The 18,557-nt window shown below is 51.0% G+C and carries 18 protein-coding genes; 10 read left to right on the forward strand and 8 right to left on the reverse strand.

The window, feature by feature from the left end; genetic code table 11:
- Positions 1 to 23: 23 nt before the first annotated feature.
- A complete protein-coding gene (icd, locus tag WH50_RS05130; protein ID WP_110186353.1) occupies positions 24 to 1,280 on the forward strand; it encodes an NADP-dependent isocitrate dehydrogenase in 1,257 nt (418 codons plus the stop codon).
- Positions 1,281 to 1,567: 287 nt separating this feature from the next.
- On the opposite strand, the gene WH50_RS05135 is transcribed toward icd, so the two are convergent.
- Complete coding sequence (locus WH50_RS05135; protein ID WP_110186354.1) at positions 1,568 to 1,804, reverse strand: cold-shock protein; 237 nt, start codon at positions 1,802 to 1,804, stop codon at positions 1,568 to 1,570.
- A gap of 246 nt (positions 1,805 to 2,050) precedes the next feature.
- Here WH50_RS05135 and clpS point away from each other — a divergent pair, with 246 nt between their 5' ends.
- Complete coding sequence (gene clpS, locus WH50_RS05140) at positions 2,051 to 2,386, forward strand: ATP-dependent Clp protease adapter ClpS (RefSeq protein ID WP_110186355.1); 336 nt, start codon at positions 2,051 to 2,053, stop codon at positions 2,384 to 2,386.
- A gap of 20 nt (positions 2,387 to 2,406) precedes the next feature.
- Positions 2,407 to 4,662, forward strand: a complete 2,256-nt coding sequence (clpA, locus tag WH50_RS05145; protein WP_110186356.1) for an ATP-dependent Clp protease ATP-binding subunit ClpA — start codon at positions 2,407 to 2,409, stop codon at positions 4,660 to 4,662.
- 31 nt (positions 4,663 to 4,693) lie between these two features.
- Here the strand turns inward: clpA and infA are convergent, their stop codons facing one another.
- The 3 genes from infA to aat form a co-directional block, all read right to left on the reverse strand.
- Positions 4,694 to 4,912, reverse strand: coding sequence for a translation initiation factor IF-1 (gene infA / locus WH50_RS05150; protein WP_027313218.1), 219 nt, complete (start codon positions 4,910 to 4,912; stop codon positions 4,694 to 4,696).
- Between the two features lie 248 nt (positions 4,913 to 5,160).
- A complete protein-coding gene (locus WH50_RS05155) occupies positions 5,161 to 5,862 on the reverse strand; it encodes an arginyltransferase (RefSeq protein ID WP_110186357.1) in 702 nt (233 codons plus the stop codon).
- Complete coding sequence (gene aat, locus WH50_RS05160) at positions 5,852 to 6,583, reverse strand: leucyl/phenylalanyl-tRNA--protein transferase (RefSeq protein ID WP_110186358.1); 732 nt, start codon at positions 6,581 to 6,583, stop codon at positions 5,852 to 5,854. Before aat ends, WH50_RS05155 begins: the two co-directional genes overlap by 11 nt.
- 68 nt (positions 6,584 to 6,651) lie before the next feature.
- On the opposite strand from aat, the gene WH50_RS27220 reads away from it, so the two are divergent.
- From WH50_RS27220 to kdgR, 7 genes are all read left to right on the forward strand, one after another.
- Entirely contained in the window at positions 6,652 to 9,486 is a 2,835-nt protein-coding gene (locus WH50_RS27220; protein WP_133251244.1) for a DNA translocase FtsK, read from the forward strand.
- Complete coding sequence (gene lolA / locus WH50_RS05170; RefSeq protein WP_110186360.1) at positions 9,486 to 10,118, forward strand: outer membrane lipoprotein periplasmic chaperone LolA; 633 nt, start codon at positions 9,486 to 9,488, stop codon at positions 10,116 to 10,118. Before WH50_RS27220 ends, lolA begins: the two co-directional genes overlap by 1 nt.
- A complete protein-coding gene (locus tag WH50_RS05175; RefSeq protein ID WP_110186361.1) occupies positions 10,118 to 11,470 on the forward strand; it encodes a replication-associated recombination protein A in 1,353 nt (450 codons plus the stop codon). Before lolA ends, WH50_RS05175 begins: the two co-directional genes overlap by 1 nt.
- A gap of 6 nt (positions 11,471 to 11,476) precedes the next feature.
- A complete protein-coding gene (crcB, locus tag WH50_RS05180) occupies positions 11,477 to 11,863 on the forward strand; it encodes a fluoride efflux transporter CrcB (protein WP_110186362.1) in 387 nt (128 codons plus the stop codon).
- Between the two features lie 16 nt (positions 11,864 to 11,879).
- Positions 11,880 to 13,154 (forward strand): serine--tRNA ligase, encoded by a 1,275-nt coding sequence (serS, locus tag WH50_RS05185; protein ID WP_110186363.1) that lies wholly within the window; start codon positions 11,880 to 11,882, stop codon positions 13,152 to 13,154.
- Between the two features lie 188 nt (positions 13,155 to 13,342).
- Positions 13,343 to 14,311 (forward strand): 2-dehydro-3-deoxygluconokinase, encoded by a 969-nt coding sequence (gene kdgK / locus WH50_RS05190; RefSeq protein ID WP_110186364.1) that lies wholly within the window; start codon positions 13,343 to 13,345, stop codon positions 14,309 to 14,311.
- 129 nt (positions 14,312 to 14,440) lie between these two features.
- Positions 14,441 to 15,226, forward strand: coding sequence for a DNA-binding transcriptional regulator KdgR (gene kdgR / locus WH50_RS05195; protein ID WP_110186365.1), 786 nt, complete (start codon positions 14,441 to 14,443; stop codon positions 15,224 to 15,226).
- A gap of 60 nt (positions 15,227 to 15,286) precedes the next feature.
- On the opposite strand, the gene mmuM is transcribed toward kdgR, so the two are convergent.
- The 4 genes from mmuM to sctS form a co-directional block, all read right to left on the reverse strand.
- Positions 15,287 to 16,237: a homocysteine S-methyltransferase gene (gene mmuM, locus WH50_RS05200; protein ID WP_110186366.1), complete on the reverse strand. Its 951-nt coding sequence runs from the start codon at positions 16,235 to 16,237 to the stop codon at positions 15,287 to 15,289.
- Between the two features lie 119 nt (positions 16,238 to 16,356).
- Positions 16,357 to 17,454, reverse strand: coding sequence for a type III secretion system export apparatus subunit SctU (gene sctU / locus WH50_RS05205; RefSeq protein WP_110186367.1), 1,098 nt, complete (start codon positions 17,452 to 17,454; stop codon positions 16,357 to 16,359).
- Positions 17,455 to 17,490: 36 nt separating this feature from the next.
- Entirely contained in the window at positions 17,491 to 18,285 is a 795-nt protein-coding gene (sctT, locus tag WH50_RS05210; RefSeq protein WP_110186368.1) for a type III secretion system export apparatus subunit SctT, read from the reverse strand.
- 1 nt (position 18,286) lies between these two features.
- Positions 18,287 to 18,547, reverse strand: coding sequence for a type III secretion system export apparatus subunit SctS (gene sctS, locus WH50_RS05215; protein ID WP_104154002.1), 261 nt, complete (start codon positions 18,545 to 18,547; stop codon positions 18,287 to 18,289).
- Positions 18,548 to 18,557 lie beyond the last annotated feature (10 nt).

Here is an 18,557-nt window from a genome sequence, read left to right on the forward strand (position 1 = left end):
AAATCATCATCACGGAGCTGAGAATGGGATACCAGAAGATTCAGGTGCCTGAGAACGGTCAAAAAATTACCGTAAATGCGGACATGTCATTGAATGTCCCCAACAACCCCATTATCCCCTTCATCGAAGGTGACGGTATCGGTGTTGACGTTAGCCCTGTAATGATCAAGGTTGTCGATGCTGCCGTTGAGAAAGCCTACGGTGGTGAGCGCAAGATCGCTTGGATGGAAGTATACGCTGGTGAGAAAGCTACTCAGGTATATGATGAAAATACCTGGCTGCCAGCCGAAACTCTCGAAGTCGTTAAAGATTACGTTGTAAGTATCAAAGGCCCTCTGACTACTCCAGTAGGCGGTGGTATTCGCTCTCTGAACGTAGCTCTGCGTCAGGAACTGGATCTGTACGTTTGTCAGCGCCCAGTGCGTTGGTTCACTGGTGTACCCAGCCCCGTAAAAAATCCTGCTGATGTAGAAATGGTGATCTTCCGTGAAAACTCAGAAGACATCTACGCTGGTGTTGAGTGGAAAGCAGGCTCGCCAGAAGCCGAAAAAGTGATCAAGTTCCTGACCGAAGAAATGGGCGTCAAGAAGATCCGCTTCACTGAAGGCTGTGGTATCGGTATCAAGCCTGTATCTGAACAGGGTACCAAGCGCCTGGTACGTAAAGCGCTGCAGTACACTATCGACAATGATCGTTCCTCACTGACCCTGGTTCACAAGGGTAACATCATGAAGTTCACCGAAGGTGCCTTCAAAGAGTGGGGCTACGAAGTTGCTCGCGATGAGTTCGGTGCTGAGCTGTTGGATGGTGGTCCATGGATGACCATGAAGAACCCCAGAACTGGCAAGCAGATCGTCATCAAAGACGTAATTGCTGACGCTATGCTGCAACAGATTCTGCTGCGCCCAGCTGAATATGATGTAATTGCAACTCTGAACCTGAACGGTGACTACCTGTCTGACGCATTGGCTGCAGAAGTGGGTGGTATCGGTATTGCTCCTGGGGCAAACCTGTCTGATGATGTAGCCATGTTTGAAGCTACTCACGGTACTGCTCCCAAGTACGCAGGTCAGGACAAGGTTAACCCAGGTTCTGTCATCCTTTCTGCTGAAATGATGCTGCGTCACATGGGGTGGACTGAAGCTGCAGATCTGATCATCAAGGGTACAGAAGGTGCAATCGCTGCCAAAACTGTTACCTATGATTTTGAGCGTCTGATGGAAGGTGCCAAGCTGCTGAAATGTTCAGAGTTTGGTGACGCTATCATCGCTAATATGTAATTGGCTTTTCTGCTCAATGTACACTCAATGTAATTGAGTGGAGATAACTGAACTTAAACGCCCGCGCTATTCAAATAGCGCGGGCGTTTTTGTTTTAGTAGATTGCAGATGTGTAAAGTCGTCTGAAGTAATTAGTCGGTGTTGGGTAAGGTTAAAAAGTTGTCTCTAAGTTGACATAAAAGACGTGAGCGAATACTAAATAAAGTGTTGGTGGGAGGTTCTCCCACCTTGTCATCTCAATGCTGAAGCCCCACAACATACTCAAATAGAGTGGGTAGGTTGTAGGTTCACGAGACTGATTCTAATGAAGACGGGTCGTGAAGGGGGCGGATGTTGATGGCGTGCGTACCTTTAGGTCCTGGAGCAGTTTCAAACTGTACTCTCTGACCTGCCTTTAACGTCTTGTAGCCCTCCACTTGAATAGCGGAGTAGTGAACGAACAGATCTTCGTTGCCACCGTCCTCGGCCAGAATAAATCCGTAACCTTTGGCATTGTTGAACCACTTTACTTTCCCTGTGTGCATGACAACGTCTCCTACATGACTGACAGTTATTCGTTATGCGGCCACATCATAGCAGATGGCATTGCATCCTGTAACAAGATGCAAGCTCGATAAAGTTTTGTAAGTTGTGTTAAGGCAGTCTGGCACAAATTCCCATGGTCTGCCAGCGTTGAAGTTGAGAGTTTTTGTACTCACTAATTAGGGTGGAGTCACACCAGAACCAGAAGTATGATTCCAGAGGGAAAACTTAAGGAGAAGCGAGAAAACATGAGTATTTGGCTCTCGGGAGATCATGATCCAGATTCGGGTCATGGACTCGTTGTTCAGCCTGCCAAGCCTCAGCTTAAAGCGCCGCCTATGTATCAGGTGGTCATGCTGAACGACGATTACACCCCGATGGATTTTGTGGTCCATGTATTGCAATACTTTTTCAACATGGATGAGGAAAGTGCGACTCAGGTTATGTTGGCTGTGCATCATCAAGGAAAAGGAATCTGTGGCGTGTTTCCCAAAGATGTTGCTGAAACCAAAGCGCAGCAAGTCAATCAGTATTCGCGCCAGAGTCAGCATCCACTGATGTGTGAAGTGGAGCGGGTTGGTTAAACCTGAAGAAGGGCAAAGCTATGTTAAACAGAGATCTTGAGTTCTCCTTGGGGTTGGCGTACCGCGTTGCACGTGAGAAGCGGCACGAGTTCATGACCGTTGAGCATCTGCTCCTCGCTTTATTGGACAACAAAGATGCCGTGCAGGTGTTGAAGGCATGCGGAGCTAACTTTGAGAATTTGCGCAAAGGGCTTGCTGAGTTTGTCGATGCTACCACACCGTTGATTCCAGATTCAGATCCCGAAAGAGAAACGCAGCCTACCCTCGGTTTTCAGAGGGTGATTCAGCGTGCCGTTTTTCATGTTCAGTCTTCGGGTAAGAAAGAAGTTACGGGGGCAAATGTTCTTGTTGCCATCTTCAGTGAACAAGAAAGTCAGGCAGTTTATATCCTTCATCAGCAAGGAATAGAGCGCCTTGATATCGTTAATTTCATTTCTCATGGTATCTCGAAAGTGACGGAAGACCATGATTTTGAGGCTGAGTCCGAGCAGGAGGAGCGCTCCGAGCAGGCTGAGGCTCAGCAAGGCAATCCGTTATCGAATTTTGCTACCAACTTAAATGAACTTGCTCTTAAGGGGCGAATTGATCCCTTGGTTGGGCGTGCGTCCGAAGTTGAAAGGGTTGTACAGATTCTTTGCCGCAGACGTAAAAATAACCCGTTGCTTGTCGGGGAGGCCGGAGTTGGTAAAACGGCTATCGCGGAAGGATTGGCAAAGCTGATCGTGGAAGGGCAGGTGCCTGAGATTATCAAGCAGAGCGTTATCTATTCTCTGGACTTGGGCGCATTGCTGGCTGGTACCAAGTATCGCGGAGACTTCGAGAAGCGCCTCAAAGGCTTGCTCGCACAGCTAAAAAAGCAAAAGCATGCAGTACTCTTTATCGATGAAATTCATACCATTATTGGAGCGGGAGCCGCATCGGGTGGGGCAATGGATGCATCCAATTTGCTGAAGCCTTTGTTGAGTTCAGGCGAGTTACGGTGCATCGGCTCTACTACCTTTCAAGAATTTCGCGGCATTTTCGAGAAAGACCGGGCTCTCGCACGTCGTTTTCAGAAGGTGGATGTGCTCGAGCCGAGTGCCGATGATACCTACCAGATACTACTTGGTCTGAAATCACGTTTCGAGGAGCATCACGACGTGTCCTACACGGACCCTGCACTTCGTGCTGCGGCAGATATGGCTGCGCGTTACATTACTGACAAGCACTTGCCTGACAAGGCGATTGATGTGGTGGATGAGGCCGGTGCATTTCAACGTTTGCAAAAGGATGATGTGCGTAAATCCATTATCGACGTGACCGAAATAGAAGAGGTTGTGGCGAAGATCGCTCGTATTCCTCCAAAAAGCGTATCTGCTTCAGACAAGGAGCTGCTGCGCAAACTAGACAATAATCTCAAGATGGTAGTCTTCGGTCAGGACGAAGCCATTGATACCCTGAGTGCTGCCATAAAGCTGTCTCGCGCTGGCTTGAAATCCCCCAACAAACCTGTGGGCTGCTTCCTGTTTGCTGGTCCTACCGGTGTCGGCAAGACGGAAGTAACCAATCAGCTCGCTACGATGCTCGGTATAGAGCTTGTGCGCTTCGATATGTCTGAATATATGGAGCAGCACACGGTTTCTCGTCTGATCGGCGCTCCTCCTGGATATGTGGGTTTTGATCAGGGCGGCTTACTGACCGAGGCCATCACTAAGAGTCCTCATTGCGTATTATTACTGGACGAAATAGAGAAGGCCCATCCAGACGTTTATAACTTGCTATTGCAGGTTATGGATAACGGTACTTTGACCGACAATAATGGACGGACAGCTGACTTTCGTCATGTGATTCTGGTGATGACGACTAATGCTGGAGCTGAGCAGTTAAGTAAGCGCTCCATTGGTTTTTCCAGTCAGGACAACAGCACAGATGGAATGGAAGCGCTGAGGCGAACTTTTACGCCCGAGTTCCGTAACCGTTTGGATGCGATCGTTCAGTTTAAACCACTGAATCCGGATGTGATTAAACATGTCGTTGATAAGTTTCTGGTCGAGTTGCAGGCGCAACTGGATGATAAGAAAGTTGTCATTGATGTGGATGAAGATGCCCGCGAATGGTTGGCCAAGCATGGCTATGATGAAAAGATGGGCGCGCGTCCAATGTCTCGCCTGATTCAGGACAAGATGAAGCGTCCTCTGGCAGAAGACATACTATTCGGAGCCCTGAGTGAAAAGGGTGGGCGTGTAAATGTATCTGTAGAAGAGGACGATCTGAAGCTGGAGGTGGAAGCAGCCTAAGGGCTGCTCCCCTGAGTCCTCGCTGCCGGAATCAGCGGGAGCGGTATACGATACGGCCTTTGGTCAGGTCGTAAGGGGTCATTTCCACCTTGACTTTGTCGCCAGTCAAAATGCGGATGTAGTTTTTGCGCATTTTTCCAGAAATATGAGCGGTCACAACGTGGCCGTTTTCAAGTTCTACGCGAAACATGGTGTTAGGCAGGGTGTCAACCACTGTCCCTTCCATTTCAATACAATCTTCTTTGGCCATTCAGCCTTCCTCGTTGATGAGTAAACGGGTTTGATTTTGCGGGCGCTATTGTGCCTTAAGCGAGGGCAACAGGCAAAGGATCAATCTGTCCCTCGCAGATAATCCTGTGATTTCGTTTAGATTTTGTGGCTTGTGGAGGTGTCATTAAGGGGTGATGATGTTTGTAAAGCCTGAGTCTTTTGATTTATCGCGTAAAAATCACTAATGGATAGAGTTAGGGCATCAACTTGGTTATGCAGTTTTGGAGATTAGTTGCACTGCAGCCACTGACCATCCAATAGCAGCTGTAAGGGGCGGTATTCAAGCTTATAGCTCATTTTGCGACAAGATTTGATCCAATATCCCAGGTAAACATAGGGCATGTTCAGAGCCTTGGCTCTTTCTATCTGCCACAGGATGGAATAAACACCTAAGCTTGCTTTGCTTTCAGGATCATAGAAGGTGTAAATCGCAGACAATCCGTGATCGAGTTTGTCCACTACTGAAACCATGATCAGTTGTTCACCCTGCCGAAATTCAACGAACTGTGTTTCAGGGCGTCCGTCAACAAGGAAAGACCTATACTGCTCCACTGATGGGGGGTACATGTCACCATCTGCATGTTTGCCATTGATATAGTTTTGATACAGTAAATAATGTTCTTCGCTGTACTGAGCATTTAAGACTCTGGCAGTTAAACCTGAATTTTTGCGATAAACCCGCCGTTGGCGTTTGGTTGGGTTGAACTCACTGGCCGGAACTCTGACAGATATACAGGCACTGCAATGATCGCAATGAGGTCTGTACAAGTGTTTGCCACTGCGTCGAAACCCCAGATCTGATAGGGAGCTATAGGTGTCTTTGGTGATAATCAAATCAGGATCAACAAACAGTGTTTTAGAGTGCTGTCCTGGTAGATAGCTGCACTCGTGCTCAGGCGTGGCGTAGAATCGCATTCGTTCAAGTTGCATTGCTGATGTCCTGCGCCAAGAGGGCGATGCCAGTCAGTGGCGATATTCTTTGTTTTAAGTAACTAGGCTCTTTCTTCGTGGAAATCAATAGAGCTTCAAAAGCTTTTCTGGTAACTGCTTGCCCTCCGAATTTCTGCATGTGTTCTGTTTTCATCTGGCAGTCAATCAGTTCACAGCCCATTTCAAATAAAAGTTGTGCCCAGAGAGCGAAGGCTACTTTTGAGGCATTGCTCTGCAGCGAGAACATGGATTCGCCATAGAATACTCTGCCAATTGCCATACCATAGAGACCTCCAACCAGCTGATCTCCTCTCCATGCTTCTACGGAGTGTGACCAACCCTGCTGGTGCAGGGTACAATACGCTTCGACCATTTCTGGGTGGATCCAGGTGCCGTTCTGGTCTTCACGTTTTATTTCGGCACAAAGTTTTATCACTGATGAAAAGGCACGATTTATGCTGATTGTGAATGGCCGGTGGCGGATGACTTTATTCAGGGTTCTGTTAATGTACAGTTGCTTGGGTTGGAGCACGAAGCGCGGCGCCGGACTCCACCATAGAATGGGCGAGTCGTCGTTATACCAAGGAAATATCCCGCGTTGATAAGCATAGATCAATCTTTCAGGGCGGAGGTCACCTCCCGCTGCCAGTAATCCATCGGGATCTCTCATCGCTTGTGTGGTTGGAGGGAACCAAAGTCTTTCATCCAGCCAGTGCAGCATAGATAATCATCCAGTTTCATTTGGTTATAATACAAGTCTCCTGACATGTCACAGATAAAGGACTGATTTTGCAAGCGAAAAAAATGCACACCCTCAGTCGGGAAAGGTTTGTTGATACAATTGTTCAGCTTTTCAAAGAAGGCCTGATCTTACTTGCTGTAGGTTTCAGTGCCTTTATTTTGCTGATATTGCTTACTTTTGATCCGGGTGATCCGGGTTGGAGTCACTTGGGCTGGAACCCTGAAATCAAGAACAGTGGTGGTATATGGGGCGCTTGGTTAGCTGATTTGATGTTTTCCGTCGTCGGCGTCGGTGCATTCATGCTTCCAGTGCTGTTTTCCATGAAAGCTTACTGGGTGGTGAAATTCTGGTACCGCCCCAGTTGGTATAGCCTGGGTATCCTGTTAATTCGTTTGTTAGGGCTGATTTGTCTCGTCATCAGTGCGTCTGTGCTGGCCAGTTTTCATCTTGATCCCACTACTCTGCATTATCCCTATACCGCCGGCGGCCTGGTGGGTCAAAACCTGGCGCCGTATGTACTGAAAGCGTTAAAGCTGGAGGGGGGCAGTCTGGTAATGACGTTTGTGTTCTTTATCGGCATTTCGCTCTTTACCAATTTGTCGTTACTCCAGGTCGCTGAATGGATTGGTCGTCAGCTTTGCTGGATATGGGACAAGACAGCGGCGGTACGAGCTGAGCGAGCTGAAAAAAACAGAAGAAAAGACGACTTTGCTCCCTTGCCTCTGGCTGGTGAGCCAGAGTCTGCTCGTGGGGCTAAAGAAGACAGCCGCACTGCCACAAAGTCCCTAGCACGAGCAGGCCAACAGCGGATAGAGCCTGACTTTGCTGAGTTCCTGGCCAATGCCCGGGCACAACATAAAAATACCACTGCTGACACTAGTAAGAAGCCGGCTGCACCAGTAGATAGCATGCTGTCTGATGCTTCTCGCATGACTGATCGCACTGTTACTGGACAGGAGAACATGGACCGCTTCTCCAGCCAGGAGCAGTTCAAACCAGGCAACGCCAATGCTGAGCGTGGTTCTGCCGATGATGACCTGCCCATTCTTGATCATGTCATTGAGCCGCACTCCTCCCCATCCGTGCACTTTCAGAATGACTCAGCAGGGGAGGGGAGAGCAGAAGAGCATTGGACCGGAACTCATCAGCTTGAAATTGACGATGATGATTTGCCATGGGATGAGCCATCCCCCGTCAATCCTCAAGGTCAGCCCTACGGTGTGCAGTTGAATGCAGCTGATGATGAGCACCATTACCATCGTGACAGCCAGCCTGCACCAGTGATGAAAACCGGTATTGAGGTTCAGCCATTGGGTAAACAGATGCTGCCTGATGAGGAGGATCTGGACGCGCCGAGACGCAGTGTCATACCTCGTCGTCCTGCACTGTCTGCTCTGCCTTCATTGGATGTACTAGACCCTGCAGACGAAAATAAAGGGCCTGGATATAGCCCTGAGCGGTTGCAGGAACTGTCGGGCTTGCTTGAAAGCAAACTACTTGATTTTGGTGTAAAGGCGCAGGTCGTTGCGGTTAACCCAGGCCCGGTAATCACCCGGTTTGAAGTTCAGCCTGCCCCGGGCGTCAAAGCCAGCAAGATTACCAACCTGTCCAGAGATCTGGCGCGTTCGTTAGCTGTGATGAGTGTTCGTGTCGTGGAGGTAATTCCGGGTAAATCTGTCATAGGACTGGAAATTCCTAATGAGCGACGCGCCACAGTTCGTCTCAGTGAGGTACTTAAAGCTGACACCTATCAGCAGACCAAATCACCGTTGCCCCTGGCTTTGGGACACGATATTGGTGGTTTTCCGGTGGTTGCTAACCTGGCAAAAATGCCTCACCTGTTGGTTGCAGGTACCACGGGGTCGGGTAAGTCTGTTGGTGTCAACGCCATGATTCTCAGCCTCCTGTTCAAGTGCACACCAGAGCAGGTGCGCTTGATCATGGTAGACCCCAAGATGCTGGAGTTGTCCATCTATGACGGTATTCCGCATCTGCTTTGCCCGGTTATCACCGATATGAAGGAAGCGGCCGGTGCACTGCGTTGGTGTGTTGGGGAGATGGAGCGGCGGTACCAGCTGATGGCATCAGTTGGGGTGCGTAATCTGGAAGGCTTCAATCGCAAGTTGGAGGAGTCTGCTGAACGTGGAGAGTATTTCCCTGACCCGTTGTGGAAAGCAGAGCAGTCCTTCGAGCCTGTTGCCCCCAATCTGGAGCCTTTGCCTTACATCGTAGTGATCATCGATGAGTTTGCCGACATGATGATGATGGTCGGTAAGAAGGTAGAAGAGCTGATCGCTCGCATTGCACAGAAAGCGCGTGCGGCAGGTATACACCTTATTCTGGCGACACAGCGCCCTTCAGTGGACGTCATTACTGGCTTGATCAAGGCGAACGTGCCTTCTCGAATCGCATTCCAGGTGTCCTCCAAGATTGACTCCCGTACTATTCTCGATCAGGGCGGAGCAGAGAGCCTGCTGGGTAACGGCGATATGTTGTATATGCCTGTTGGTACAAACCTGCCTATACGTGTACATGGTGCCTTTGTGGATGATGACGAGGTGCATCGTCTGGTTGAAGAGTGGAAGCAACGCGGAACTCCAGATTATATCGAAGATATACTCAACACACCGGAGGAAGGTAGCGGTCCCGTTGATACAGGCGGAAACTACGAGGAAGAACAGGACCCGTTATATGATGAGGCGGTTGCATTCGTACTGGAAACAGGCCGTGTCTCCATTTCTTCGGTACAACGCAAGCTGAAGATCGGCTATAACCGGGCTGCACGTATGGTAGAAGCCATGGAGTCTGCCGGCCTGATCAGTGCCCCGAATCACAACGGCACACGTGACATTCTTGCTCCTAACTCAACGAGAGATTATTGATGAAGTCCCTGTTTCAGCGCCTGTGCGGCGTTGCCTTGCTGACAATGAGCCTTGCAGCTCAAGCGGCAGAGAGCCCTGTTGAAGCATTTCATCGCCTTCTGAGCATGCATCAGACCTTGTCTGCTGATTTTGTCCAGGTGGTGGTTGATGCCAACGGTCGGCCGTTGCAGCAGACTACTGGCAAGATTGACCTTAAAAAACCAGATCTGTTCCGCTGGGAGACTGATGAGCCATTCGCCCAGTTGTTGGTATCAGATGGCAAGCATCTCTGGCTATATGACAAAGATCTGGATCAGGTCACTCGTCAGCCACTGGATCGCCGGGCTACCGCGACGCCCGTCTTGCTTTTGAGTAACGATGTGCAGGCTATCGAGAAGTCCTTCGATGTGCAGGGACGTACTGATGGCTCCGGGCTGTGGTTCTTCTTGTTGAAGCCAAATGACAAAGAGAGCCTGTTCACTGAGCTGCGTATCAGTTTTAAGGATAGCCATCTGATGGAAATGATGTTTGCTGATACGTTGGGTCAGCAGACTCGCATCACCTTCCGTAATCTTGAGGAAGATGTGCTGCAACCTGCTGACCTGTTTACCTTCACCGTACCTAAAGGCGCTGATCTTATAGAGCAAAACTGATGTCTGGAGACTTGTTCAGTCAGGACGAACCTCAAGGCTGGCAACCTCTTGCCAGCCGTATGCGGCCCAACCGGCTGGCTGACTATGTTGGTCAGCAGCATCTTCTAGGTGAAGGCAAGCCTTTGCGTATGGCGCTTGATCAGGGCCGTCTGCATTCAATGATCCTGTGGGGGCCACCGGGAGTGGGTAAAACGACCCTCGCAAAGTTGGTAGCGGAAAATGCCAGCGCCCACTTTGTTACATTGTCTGCAGTGCTGGCAGGCGTAAAAGATATCCGCGATGTGGTAGAGATGGCACGTCAGCGTCAGATGCAAAGTGGCAAGAAAACTTTGCTGTTTGTTGATGAAGTGCATCGCTTTAACAAATCCCAGCAGGATGCCTTTCTGCCGCATGTGGAGGAGGGCTTGCTGATCTTCGTGGGTGCTACCACTGAAAACCCCTCCTTTGCACTCAACAACGCCTTATTGTCCAGAGCACGTGTTTATCTGCTCAAGTCTCTGACGGAAGAGGATCTGGTCCTGATGCTGCGTCAGGCGTTAGTGCAAACGAAAGGACTGGCCGATCTTCAGCTACAGCTTTCCGATCAGCAACTATGCAAGATTGCCAAAGCAGCTGATGGTGATGGGCGCACCGTGCTGAACCTGCTTGAACTGGTCTCGGACATCGCCGAGCTGCGAGCAGATGGCAGTAGAGTTGTGGATGAAACAGCACTGGCAGAAGTGCTGATGCAGGGTGGCAGGCGTTTTGATCGACAAGGGGATATGTTCTACGACCAGATATCGGCTTTCCACAAGTCAGTTCGTGGGTCATCACCCGATGGCGCATTGTACTGGTTCGCGCGGATGTTGGATGGTGGTTGTGATCCACTCTATGTTGCCCGTCGTTTGTTAGCTATTGCTTCTGAGGACATCGGCAATGCCGACCCGAGGGCGCTACAGATTACTCTGAATGCCTGGGATATTTTCGAGCGAGTAGGCCCGGCAGAAGGCGAGCGGGCTATCGCCCAGGCAGCGGTTTATTGTGCCTGTGCACCCAAAAGCAACGCAGTCTATTCCGCCTGGAAAGCTGCACAGCAAATCGTCAGGGAAACTGGTTCGCTGGAAGTTCCCCATCACTTGCGTAATGCTCCCACAGGGCTGATGCAATCGCTTGGCTATGGTGCTGAATATCGTTACGCCCACGATGAGCCGGACGCTTATGCGGCGGGTGAGCGTTACCTGCCTGAGGAAATATTTGAGCAGCGCTTCTATCAACCGACCGAGCGCGGATTGGAGCGCAAGATTGGTGAAAAGCTCAGCTATCTTCGTCAGTTGGACGAACTGAGTGATTTAAAACGCTACGAGGAGAGCTAACACGGCATGCAGACGCTTCTATTCATTGCCTGTGGTGGTGCGGTGGGGGCTTTGTCCCGTTTTGCGCTGACCGGCTGGCTGGCTCCCTTCTTCAAGCCAGGAATGCCATGGGCCACCTTCGTGATCAATGTCTGCGGCTCTTTTCTGATTGGCATTAGCTATATTCTCATTACTGAAAAGGGAATACTCCCGGAAACTTGGCGGCCGCTGATCATTACCGGATTTTTGGGGGCGCTAACGACGTATTCTTCTTTTGCTCTGGAAACGGTGGCGTTATTTGAGCGTGAGTTGCCGCTTCATGCTCTGCTTTACATGTTATCCAGTGTATGCTGTACCGTCATCGCAGCTGCCCTTGGTATTGGGCTTATGCGCCTAGTCTTCAATTCACTCTGATAGAAACAGTCTAATCATGCTTGATCCTAAACTCCTTCGTACCCAGATCGAAGAAGTCGCCAAGCTGCTTCGCAAGAAGGGCTTTGAACTCGATATTGATGCGTACAATGCGTTGGAAGCTGCTCGCAAAGAAGTACAGATCAAAACTGAGCATCTGCAGAATGAGCGTAACGCCCGTTCCAAGGCTATTGGTAAAGCTAAGGCTTCGGGTGAGGACATTGCTCCGTTGATGGCCGATGTAGGCCGTCTTGGTGAAGAACTCGACCAGGCTAAAACTGCGCTGCAGGAGATTCAGGACAAGCTGGATACTTTCCTGCTGGCCTTACCCAACCTGCCAGACAGCAGCGTTCCTGAAGGTTTGAGTGAAGACGATAACGTGGTAGTCCGCGTATGGGGAGAGCCTACCCAGTTTGACTATGAGCCACGTGATCATGTTGATATTGGCCAGCCATTAGGGCTCGACTTTGCCATGGCAGCGAAGCTGACCGGTGCACGTTTTGCCACCCTTAAGGGCCCGCTGGCCCGCATGCACCGTGCGTTGATTCAGTTTATGCTTGATACCCATACAAGTGAGCATGGCTATTCCGAGACCTATGTACCGTATATGGTGAACGCCGATTCATTGTACGGTACAGGCCAGTTGCCCAAGTTTGCCGAAGACCTGTTCAAACTGCAGGGCGAGCAGGAGTATTACCTGATCCCTACCGCAGAAGTACCCCTGACCAACTTTGCCCGCGATGAAATCATCAATGCCGCAGAGCTGCCTGTGCGTCTGACTGCCCATACCCCTTGTTTCCGCAGTGAAGCGGGAGCCTATGGTAAGGACACACGTGGCATGATTCGCCAGCACCAGTTCGAGAAAGTGGAAATGGTGCAGATGGTTGAACCCGGCAAATCCTTCGAAGCACTGGAGGAAATGACAGGACATGCGGAGAAGATTCTGCAGCTGCTAGGTTTACCGTACCGGGTCATCATCCTCTGTGGTGGAGACATGACTTTCGGGTCCGCGAAGACCTATGATCTGGAAGTCTGGCTACCCGGGCAGCAGAAGTATCGCGAGATCTCCTCCTGCTCCAACATGACTGACTTCCAGGCCCGTCGTATGCAGGCCCGCTGGCGCAATCCCGAAACTGGCAAGCCAGAGCTGCTGCATACTCTGAATGGTTCAGGTCTGGCCGTTGGGCGGACGCTGGTGGCGATTCTGGAAAACTACCAGCAAAATGATGGCAGTGTCGTGATTCCAGAAGTGCTACAACCCTATATGGGCGGTTTGAAAGTGCTGAGTATCTGATCAGTCGGGTCAGTACCTGAAGAAGGGCAGAATGGTGACATTCTGCCCTTTTTTGTTTTCTGACATTGGCATAGACCATGATCGGCTGTTAGTTCTAAAAAATAAAAAGCTGTTTTGAATAATTTGACACTGCTTTCCTGCATTTGCAGAATAACCCCACTCTAACTGAAGTGGACAGGCCAACAACAATGTCTTCAGCTCAACGTTCTGCCAGTCGCTCGCCAGGCGATAACCCGCTGCAAGTAGCCATTATTGGTGAGTGCATGATTGAGTTACGCCATACTGAAACAGGTATTGTCGAAGGGTTTGGTGGTGACACCCTTAACACTGCGGTTTACCTCATGCGTAGCGCACAGCACCAGCTTGGCATCAGTTACGTCACTGCTCTGGGTACAGATGGCTTCAGTGACAATATGCTGGCGGCGTGGCAGCAAGAAGGCATCGACACTTCCCTGATTCAACGTTTTGACAACAAACTGCCTGGGCTTTACGTCATTGAGACAGACCCCAATGGTGAGCGTCGCTTCCACTATTGGCGCAGTGATGCCGCAGCACGTTACTGGCTTGATACTGCTGAGACAAATGCCATTCTTGAAGCGCTGATGAAGATGGATGTGCTGTATCTGAGTGGTATTAGCCTGGCCATTCTGGCACCAGCGGCGCGACAAAAGCTGATTGATGTACTGATCAGTTATCGCTCCCAGGGTGGCAAGGTGATTTTTGATAACAACTACCGGCCACGTTTATGGGAGAGCTCTGAAGCAACACAGCACTGGTATCAGCAGATGTTGCAGGCAACTGATATTGCCTTCCTTACTTTGGATGACGAAGACATGCTCTGGGGCTCGCTTCCGGTGGCTGACGTCATCTCGCGAACACAGGCTGCGGGAGTCACAGAGGTCGTGATCAAGCGCGGAGCAGAGTCTTGTCTGGTGATGTCGGATGGACAGTTGTATGAAGTCCCGGCAGTAAGGGTTTTGCCGCAGCAGGTTGTTGATACCACGGCTGCCGGTGACTCCTTCAGTGCGGGCTATCTGGCAGCCCGGCTTTGTGGTGATTCTGTTGAGCAGGCTGCAGCAGCAGGTCATCGTCTGGCCTCGACCGTAATTCAACACCGTGGTGCGATTATTCCCATGCAGTCGATGCCTCAGGTTTGAAGCCGCGCTCATGATCTGTGTTGAGGGGCATATTTATCGAAGCCCCTCCGACATTTTCTTTCCTGTCATTCTGAATATACTGAAAGGCCGTTCTACAAATATTAAAACTTGGCGAGGTGCGGCCGGACTATGAGCAATCCTGATACCCAACCGGATTCCGTTTCTTCCGTGATGAAAGTCTTTGGCATCCTGCAGGCTCTGGGTGATGAACACGAGATTGGTATCACCGAGCTGTCGCAACGTGTATTGATGTCCAAAAGCACGGTCTACCGTTTTCTGCAGACGATGAAATCGCTGGGCTACGTCAGTCAGGACGGCGACAACGACAAATACTCCCTCACGCTGAAGTTATTTGAGCTGGGAGCCAAGGCGCTCCAGCATGTTGACTTGATCAGGATCGCTGACAAGCAGATGCGACAGCTGTCTGGATTGACCAGAGAAACCATTCATCTGGGCGCCTTTGAAGACGACAGCATTGTTTATATCCATAAAATCGACAGCCAATATCATCTGCGCATGCATTCACGTATCGGTCGACGCAATCCGCTACACAGTACGGCGATCGGCAAGGTGTTAATGGCATGGCGTGATCGTGAAGAGGCTCTGACTATTTTGCGCCGCTGTGAGCTGCGTACTTTTACAGCGAATACCATTACTGACCTGTCCCAATTGGAGTTGGTGCTGGATACCGTGAAAGCTCAGGGCTTTGCTGAAGATCGAGAGGAGATGGAGGAGGGCGTCTACTGTATTGCTGTGCCGATATTTGACCGCTTTGGTCACATTACAGCTGCACTGAGTATCTCCTTTCCGGCAGTGCGTTTTAATGATGCTCAACAGGCAGAGTATGTGGCTATGCTGCATAGCGCAGCGAAGGCGATCTGTATTGAGTCGGGTTTTACCGGCTATCCGTTCTGAATAAAGCGTAGAGCAGCAGTGTACCGGCAGTCCCTGTCTAAGCGGCTGCCGGTATTATTTTCAGGGCCGGCGGGCCCAGTGAGCCACCGCACGGATATCTGCGGGAGATGTACGGCAGCATCCGCCAATCAGCGATGCGCCGCATTGATGCCATTGCTGTGCTTGTTCGGCGAACTGTTCTGAGTTGGCTGGCCCATGCCAGCATTTGTTTTCAGGGTCATAACTCTCACCGGAATTGGGATACACCATGACTGGCTTACTGGTAGCGGCCCGTGCAGCCTTCACTAACGCTGGGATGAACTGCGGTGCTGTGCAGTTGATACCTACCGCCGCTATTTGTTCAGCACTTTCCAGTGCGGCAACGCAGTCACTCAAAAGCTCACCTTCACTATTATGTGCTTCGTCCTTGCAGCTGAAGCTGATCCAGGCGGCAATGCCGGGGAACTCAGGCATCAAGCGGGCGATAGCCTGGGCTTCGGTGAGGCAGGGGATGGTTTCGCAGGCAAGCAGGTCTGCTCCGGCATCTACCAGCACTTGCATGCGTGGACGATGGAACGCCATAAGCTCTTCTTCAGATTTTCCATAATGGCCCCGGTATTCTGAGCCGTCTGCCAGCATGGCACCATAAGGGCCTACAGAAGCTGCGACCAGCGGGCGAGGGCGTGATGCTTGCTGCACAGCTGAAAGACTATTCCAGAATTCATCGCGTGCTTTAGCTGCCAGAGCGATGGCCTTTGCCATCAGTTCGCTGGCTTGTTCTGCATTCAGGCCACGCTTGGCAAAACCTTCAAAGGTAGCCTGATAACTGGCGGTAGTAGCCACATCGGCCCCCGCTGCAAAGTAGTCGTAATGCACGGCCTTGATCAGCTCGGGCTGCTCCATCAACACTTTGGCAGACCACAAGGAGTCGTTCAGGTTACAACCGCGTGCTTCTAGCTCGGTAGCCAGGGCACCATCAAGAATCATCACAGGATATTGCGCCAGAATGGCCGCGATAGGGTTTGCAGACATAACCACCACACCTGAGGCATCGCCTCATTACTGAGTGACACGTACGTCGAGTTTGCTGACGTACCGAAAGAGTGCTGCAGACTACCACAGCTCGCTATTATTGTGGGGCTGGAGCTGGCCTAGAGCACTTCAAGATCAGGAATATGCAGTATGCCGTCCTCCATGGCGTCTTCATCCAGCTCCCGAATAACCTGATAGATACGTGCGACATAGCGCAGAGTTTCGCGCGGGATGTATCGCCCTGTATCTTCGCGGTATAGCGTGCGGGCCAGCCAGACAAAGCGAATAACAGGAATGTTTTTGGCCTTGGCTTCCTCAATCAGCGCCAGTGCATCGTCATCCATACCTTTGCAGACAATGCGTGGCAGTGGCGTGGTTTCGGCGTGATAGTACAAACCGACAGCAAAGTGGGTGGGGTTGACCACCAGTGCATCGGCATCTTCCAGTTTGGGCTGAGGTTTGGGCGCCGGACCGCCCCCCATGGCAATCTCTCGTGCTACCTGTCGGCGATGGCCTTTAGTATGGGGGTCGCCTTCGGAGTTTTTGTGCTCCTGCTTGATGTCATCCTTGCTCATCATCAGGCCCTTGATATGGAAATACTTCTGCATGCCAAAATCGATGGATGCCAGCACCAGCAGTACCGTCAGACAGGTACGTTCAATCTTGATAAACAGCAGCGTAATGCCATGCCAGGTGGTATTGAGATCGGTCAGTGGTAATTTGATCAGCGTCTGGAGCGCAGGTTTCAGCAGCAGATAGAGGATGAAAGTCAACGCCACCGCCTTGACTACGCTATTGAACAACTCAAACAGTTTTTTGCCGGAGAACATATTCTTCAGCTGGTTAAAAGGGTTGAGTTTGTTGAAATCGAGCTTGAGAGCTTCGGGAGCGAACAGAAAACCAAACTGCATCCAGCCACCGATCAGTCGCATGATCACGGCAATGCCCAGCACTACGATCATCATAGAAGCTGCTATTGTCAGGCAGTGCACTACCACGGCTTTGGCGGCATAGCCAAAAGGTTGTTGCAGCAAGGTGAGAGGGATGGCAACCAGATTTTCCATATTGGTCATGCCGGACTCTACCGAAGCGAGCACCACTTCCAGTAACGCTGCAGCAATCAGCAGCTTGGGCACATCCTGACTCTGACCGACCTGGCCTTTCTTACGCGAGTCCTGCAGTTTTTTGTGTGTGGGTTTTTCTGTCTTTTCGCTCATGGCGCGACTCCGTTATCGGCTCATAGAGCCACCTGCTCAGGGCGAGGAGAACAGCAACTGCAAAGTGTGCTTGAAGCCGACCAGCTGCAGATTACGCTCGCTGGCCAGATAGAAAAGTGTCGGCATATAGATGATCAGAAATCCCATACCGATCAGACACTTGAGTGGCATGGATAGCACAAAAGCCTGTAGTTGGGGGCTGTACAGGCTGAGAATGGCCATGCCGAACTCAATAAACAGCAGCAGGGCGACCAGAGGGGCGGCATACAGCACCATGTCGGAAAAAGTCGTGGAGAGGATATCCAGATAGACATCCATACCGTCGGCTGCGGGGGCTGGAAACCACTGGGTTGGCGGCCACACCAGATAGCTGTCCCAGATGACCTGCAGGAGGGTGAGAAAGCTGCCCGACAGCACCATCATCACAATCAGTGTCTGTTTGAACAAAAAGCCTAATGGTGTGAAGTCCTGACCTAGGCTGGGGTTGAGCTGGCCGCCCATCAGGGCGCCTCGCTGGTTATCAAACAGGGCTCCGACGGATTCAAACAGCCAGAAAGGCATCGACAGTAGAATGCCGAGCAGCATGCCGAGCACGGCTTCCTTGAAGTACAGGGCAAATATCGTCCACCACGAATGGTCGGTGGGCAGTGCAGCATGAATGCCGGGGGATACCATCAGGGCCAGGATGACGACGACGGCGTAGCGCATCATGCCTTTCAGTTCGTGAAAGGAAAAAATCGGCACCAGCAACAGACAGGGATACAGTCTGGCCATGGCCAGCGTGATAGCCAGCACCCAGTCATTGAGATGCAGAATCCCCTTGTAAACCATCTCAGCGCCCGGTGGTGGCGATCAGGTTGAACATCTGTGTGGTGAACTGAATGATTTCCACCCCCAGCCAGCGCCCGGTCAGCGCCAGGGTAATGCCTACAGCAACCAGTTTGATGGCAAATGGCAGCGTCTGGTCCTGTACCTGCATCAGTGCCTGTAGCAGTGATACGATGACGCCAACCAGCACCGCCACCAGCAGGGGCGGGGCAGACAGCATCACCACCAGCACCATGCCTTGTTTGAACAGCGTCAGCGCATCCAACAGCGGCTCC

Origin of the sequence: Pokkaliibacter plantistimulans (assembly GCF_003194385.1) — a bacterium.
GTDB classification, from domain to species: domain Bacteria; phylum Pseudomonadota; class Gammaproteobacteria; order Pseudomonadales; family Balneatricaceae; genus Pokkaliibacter; species Pokkaliibacter plantistimulans.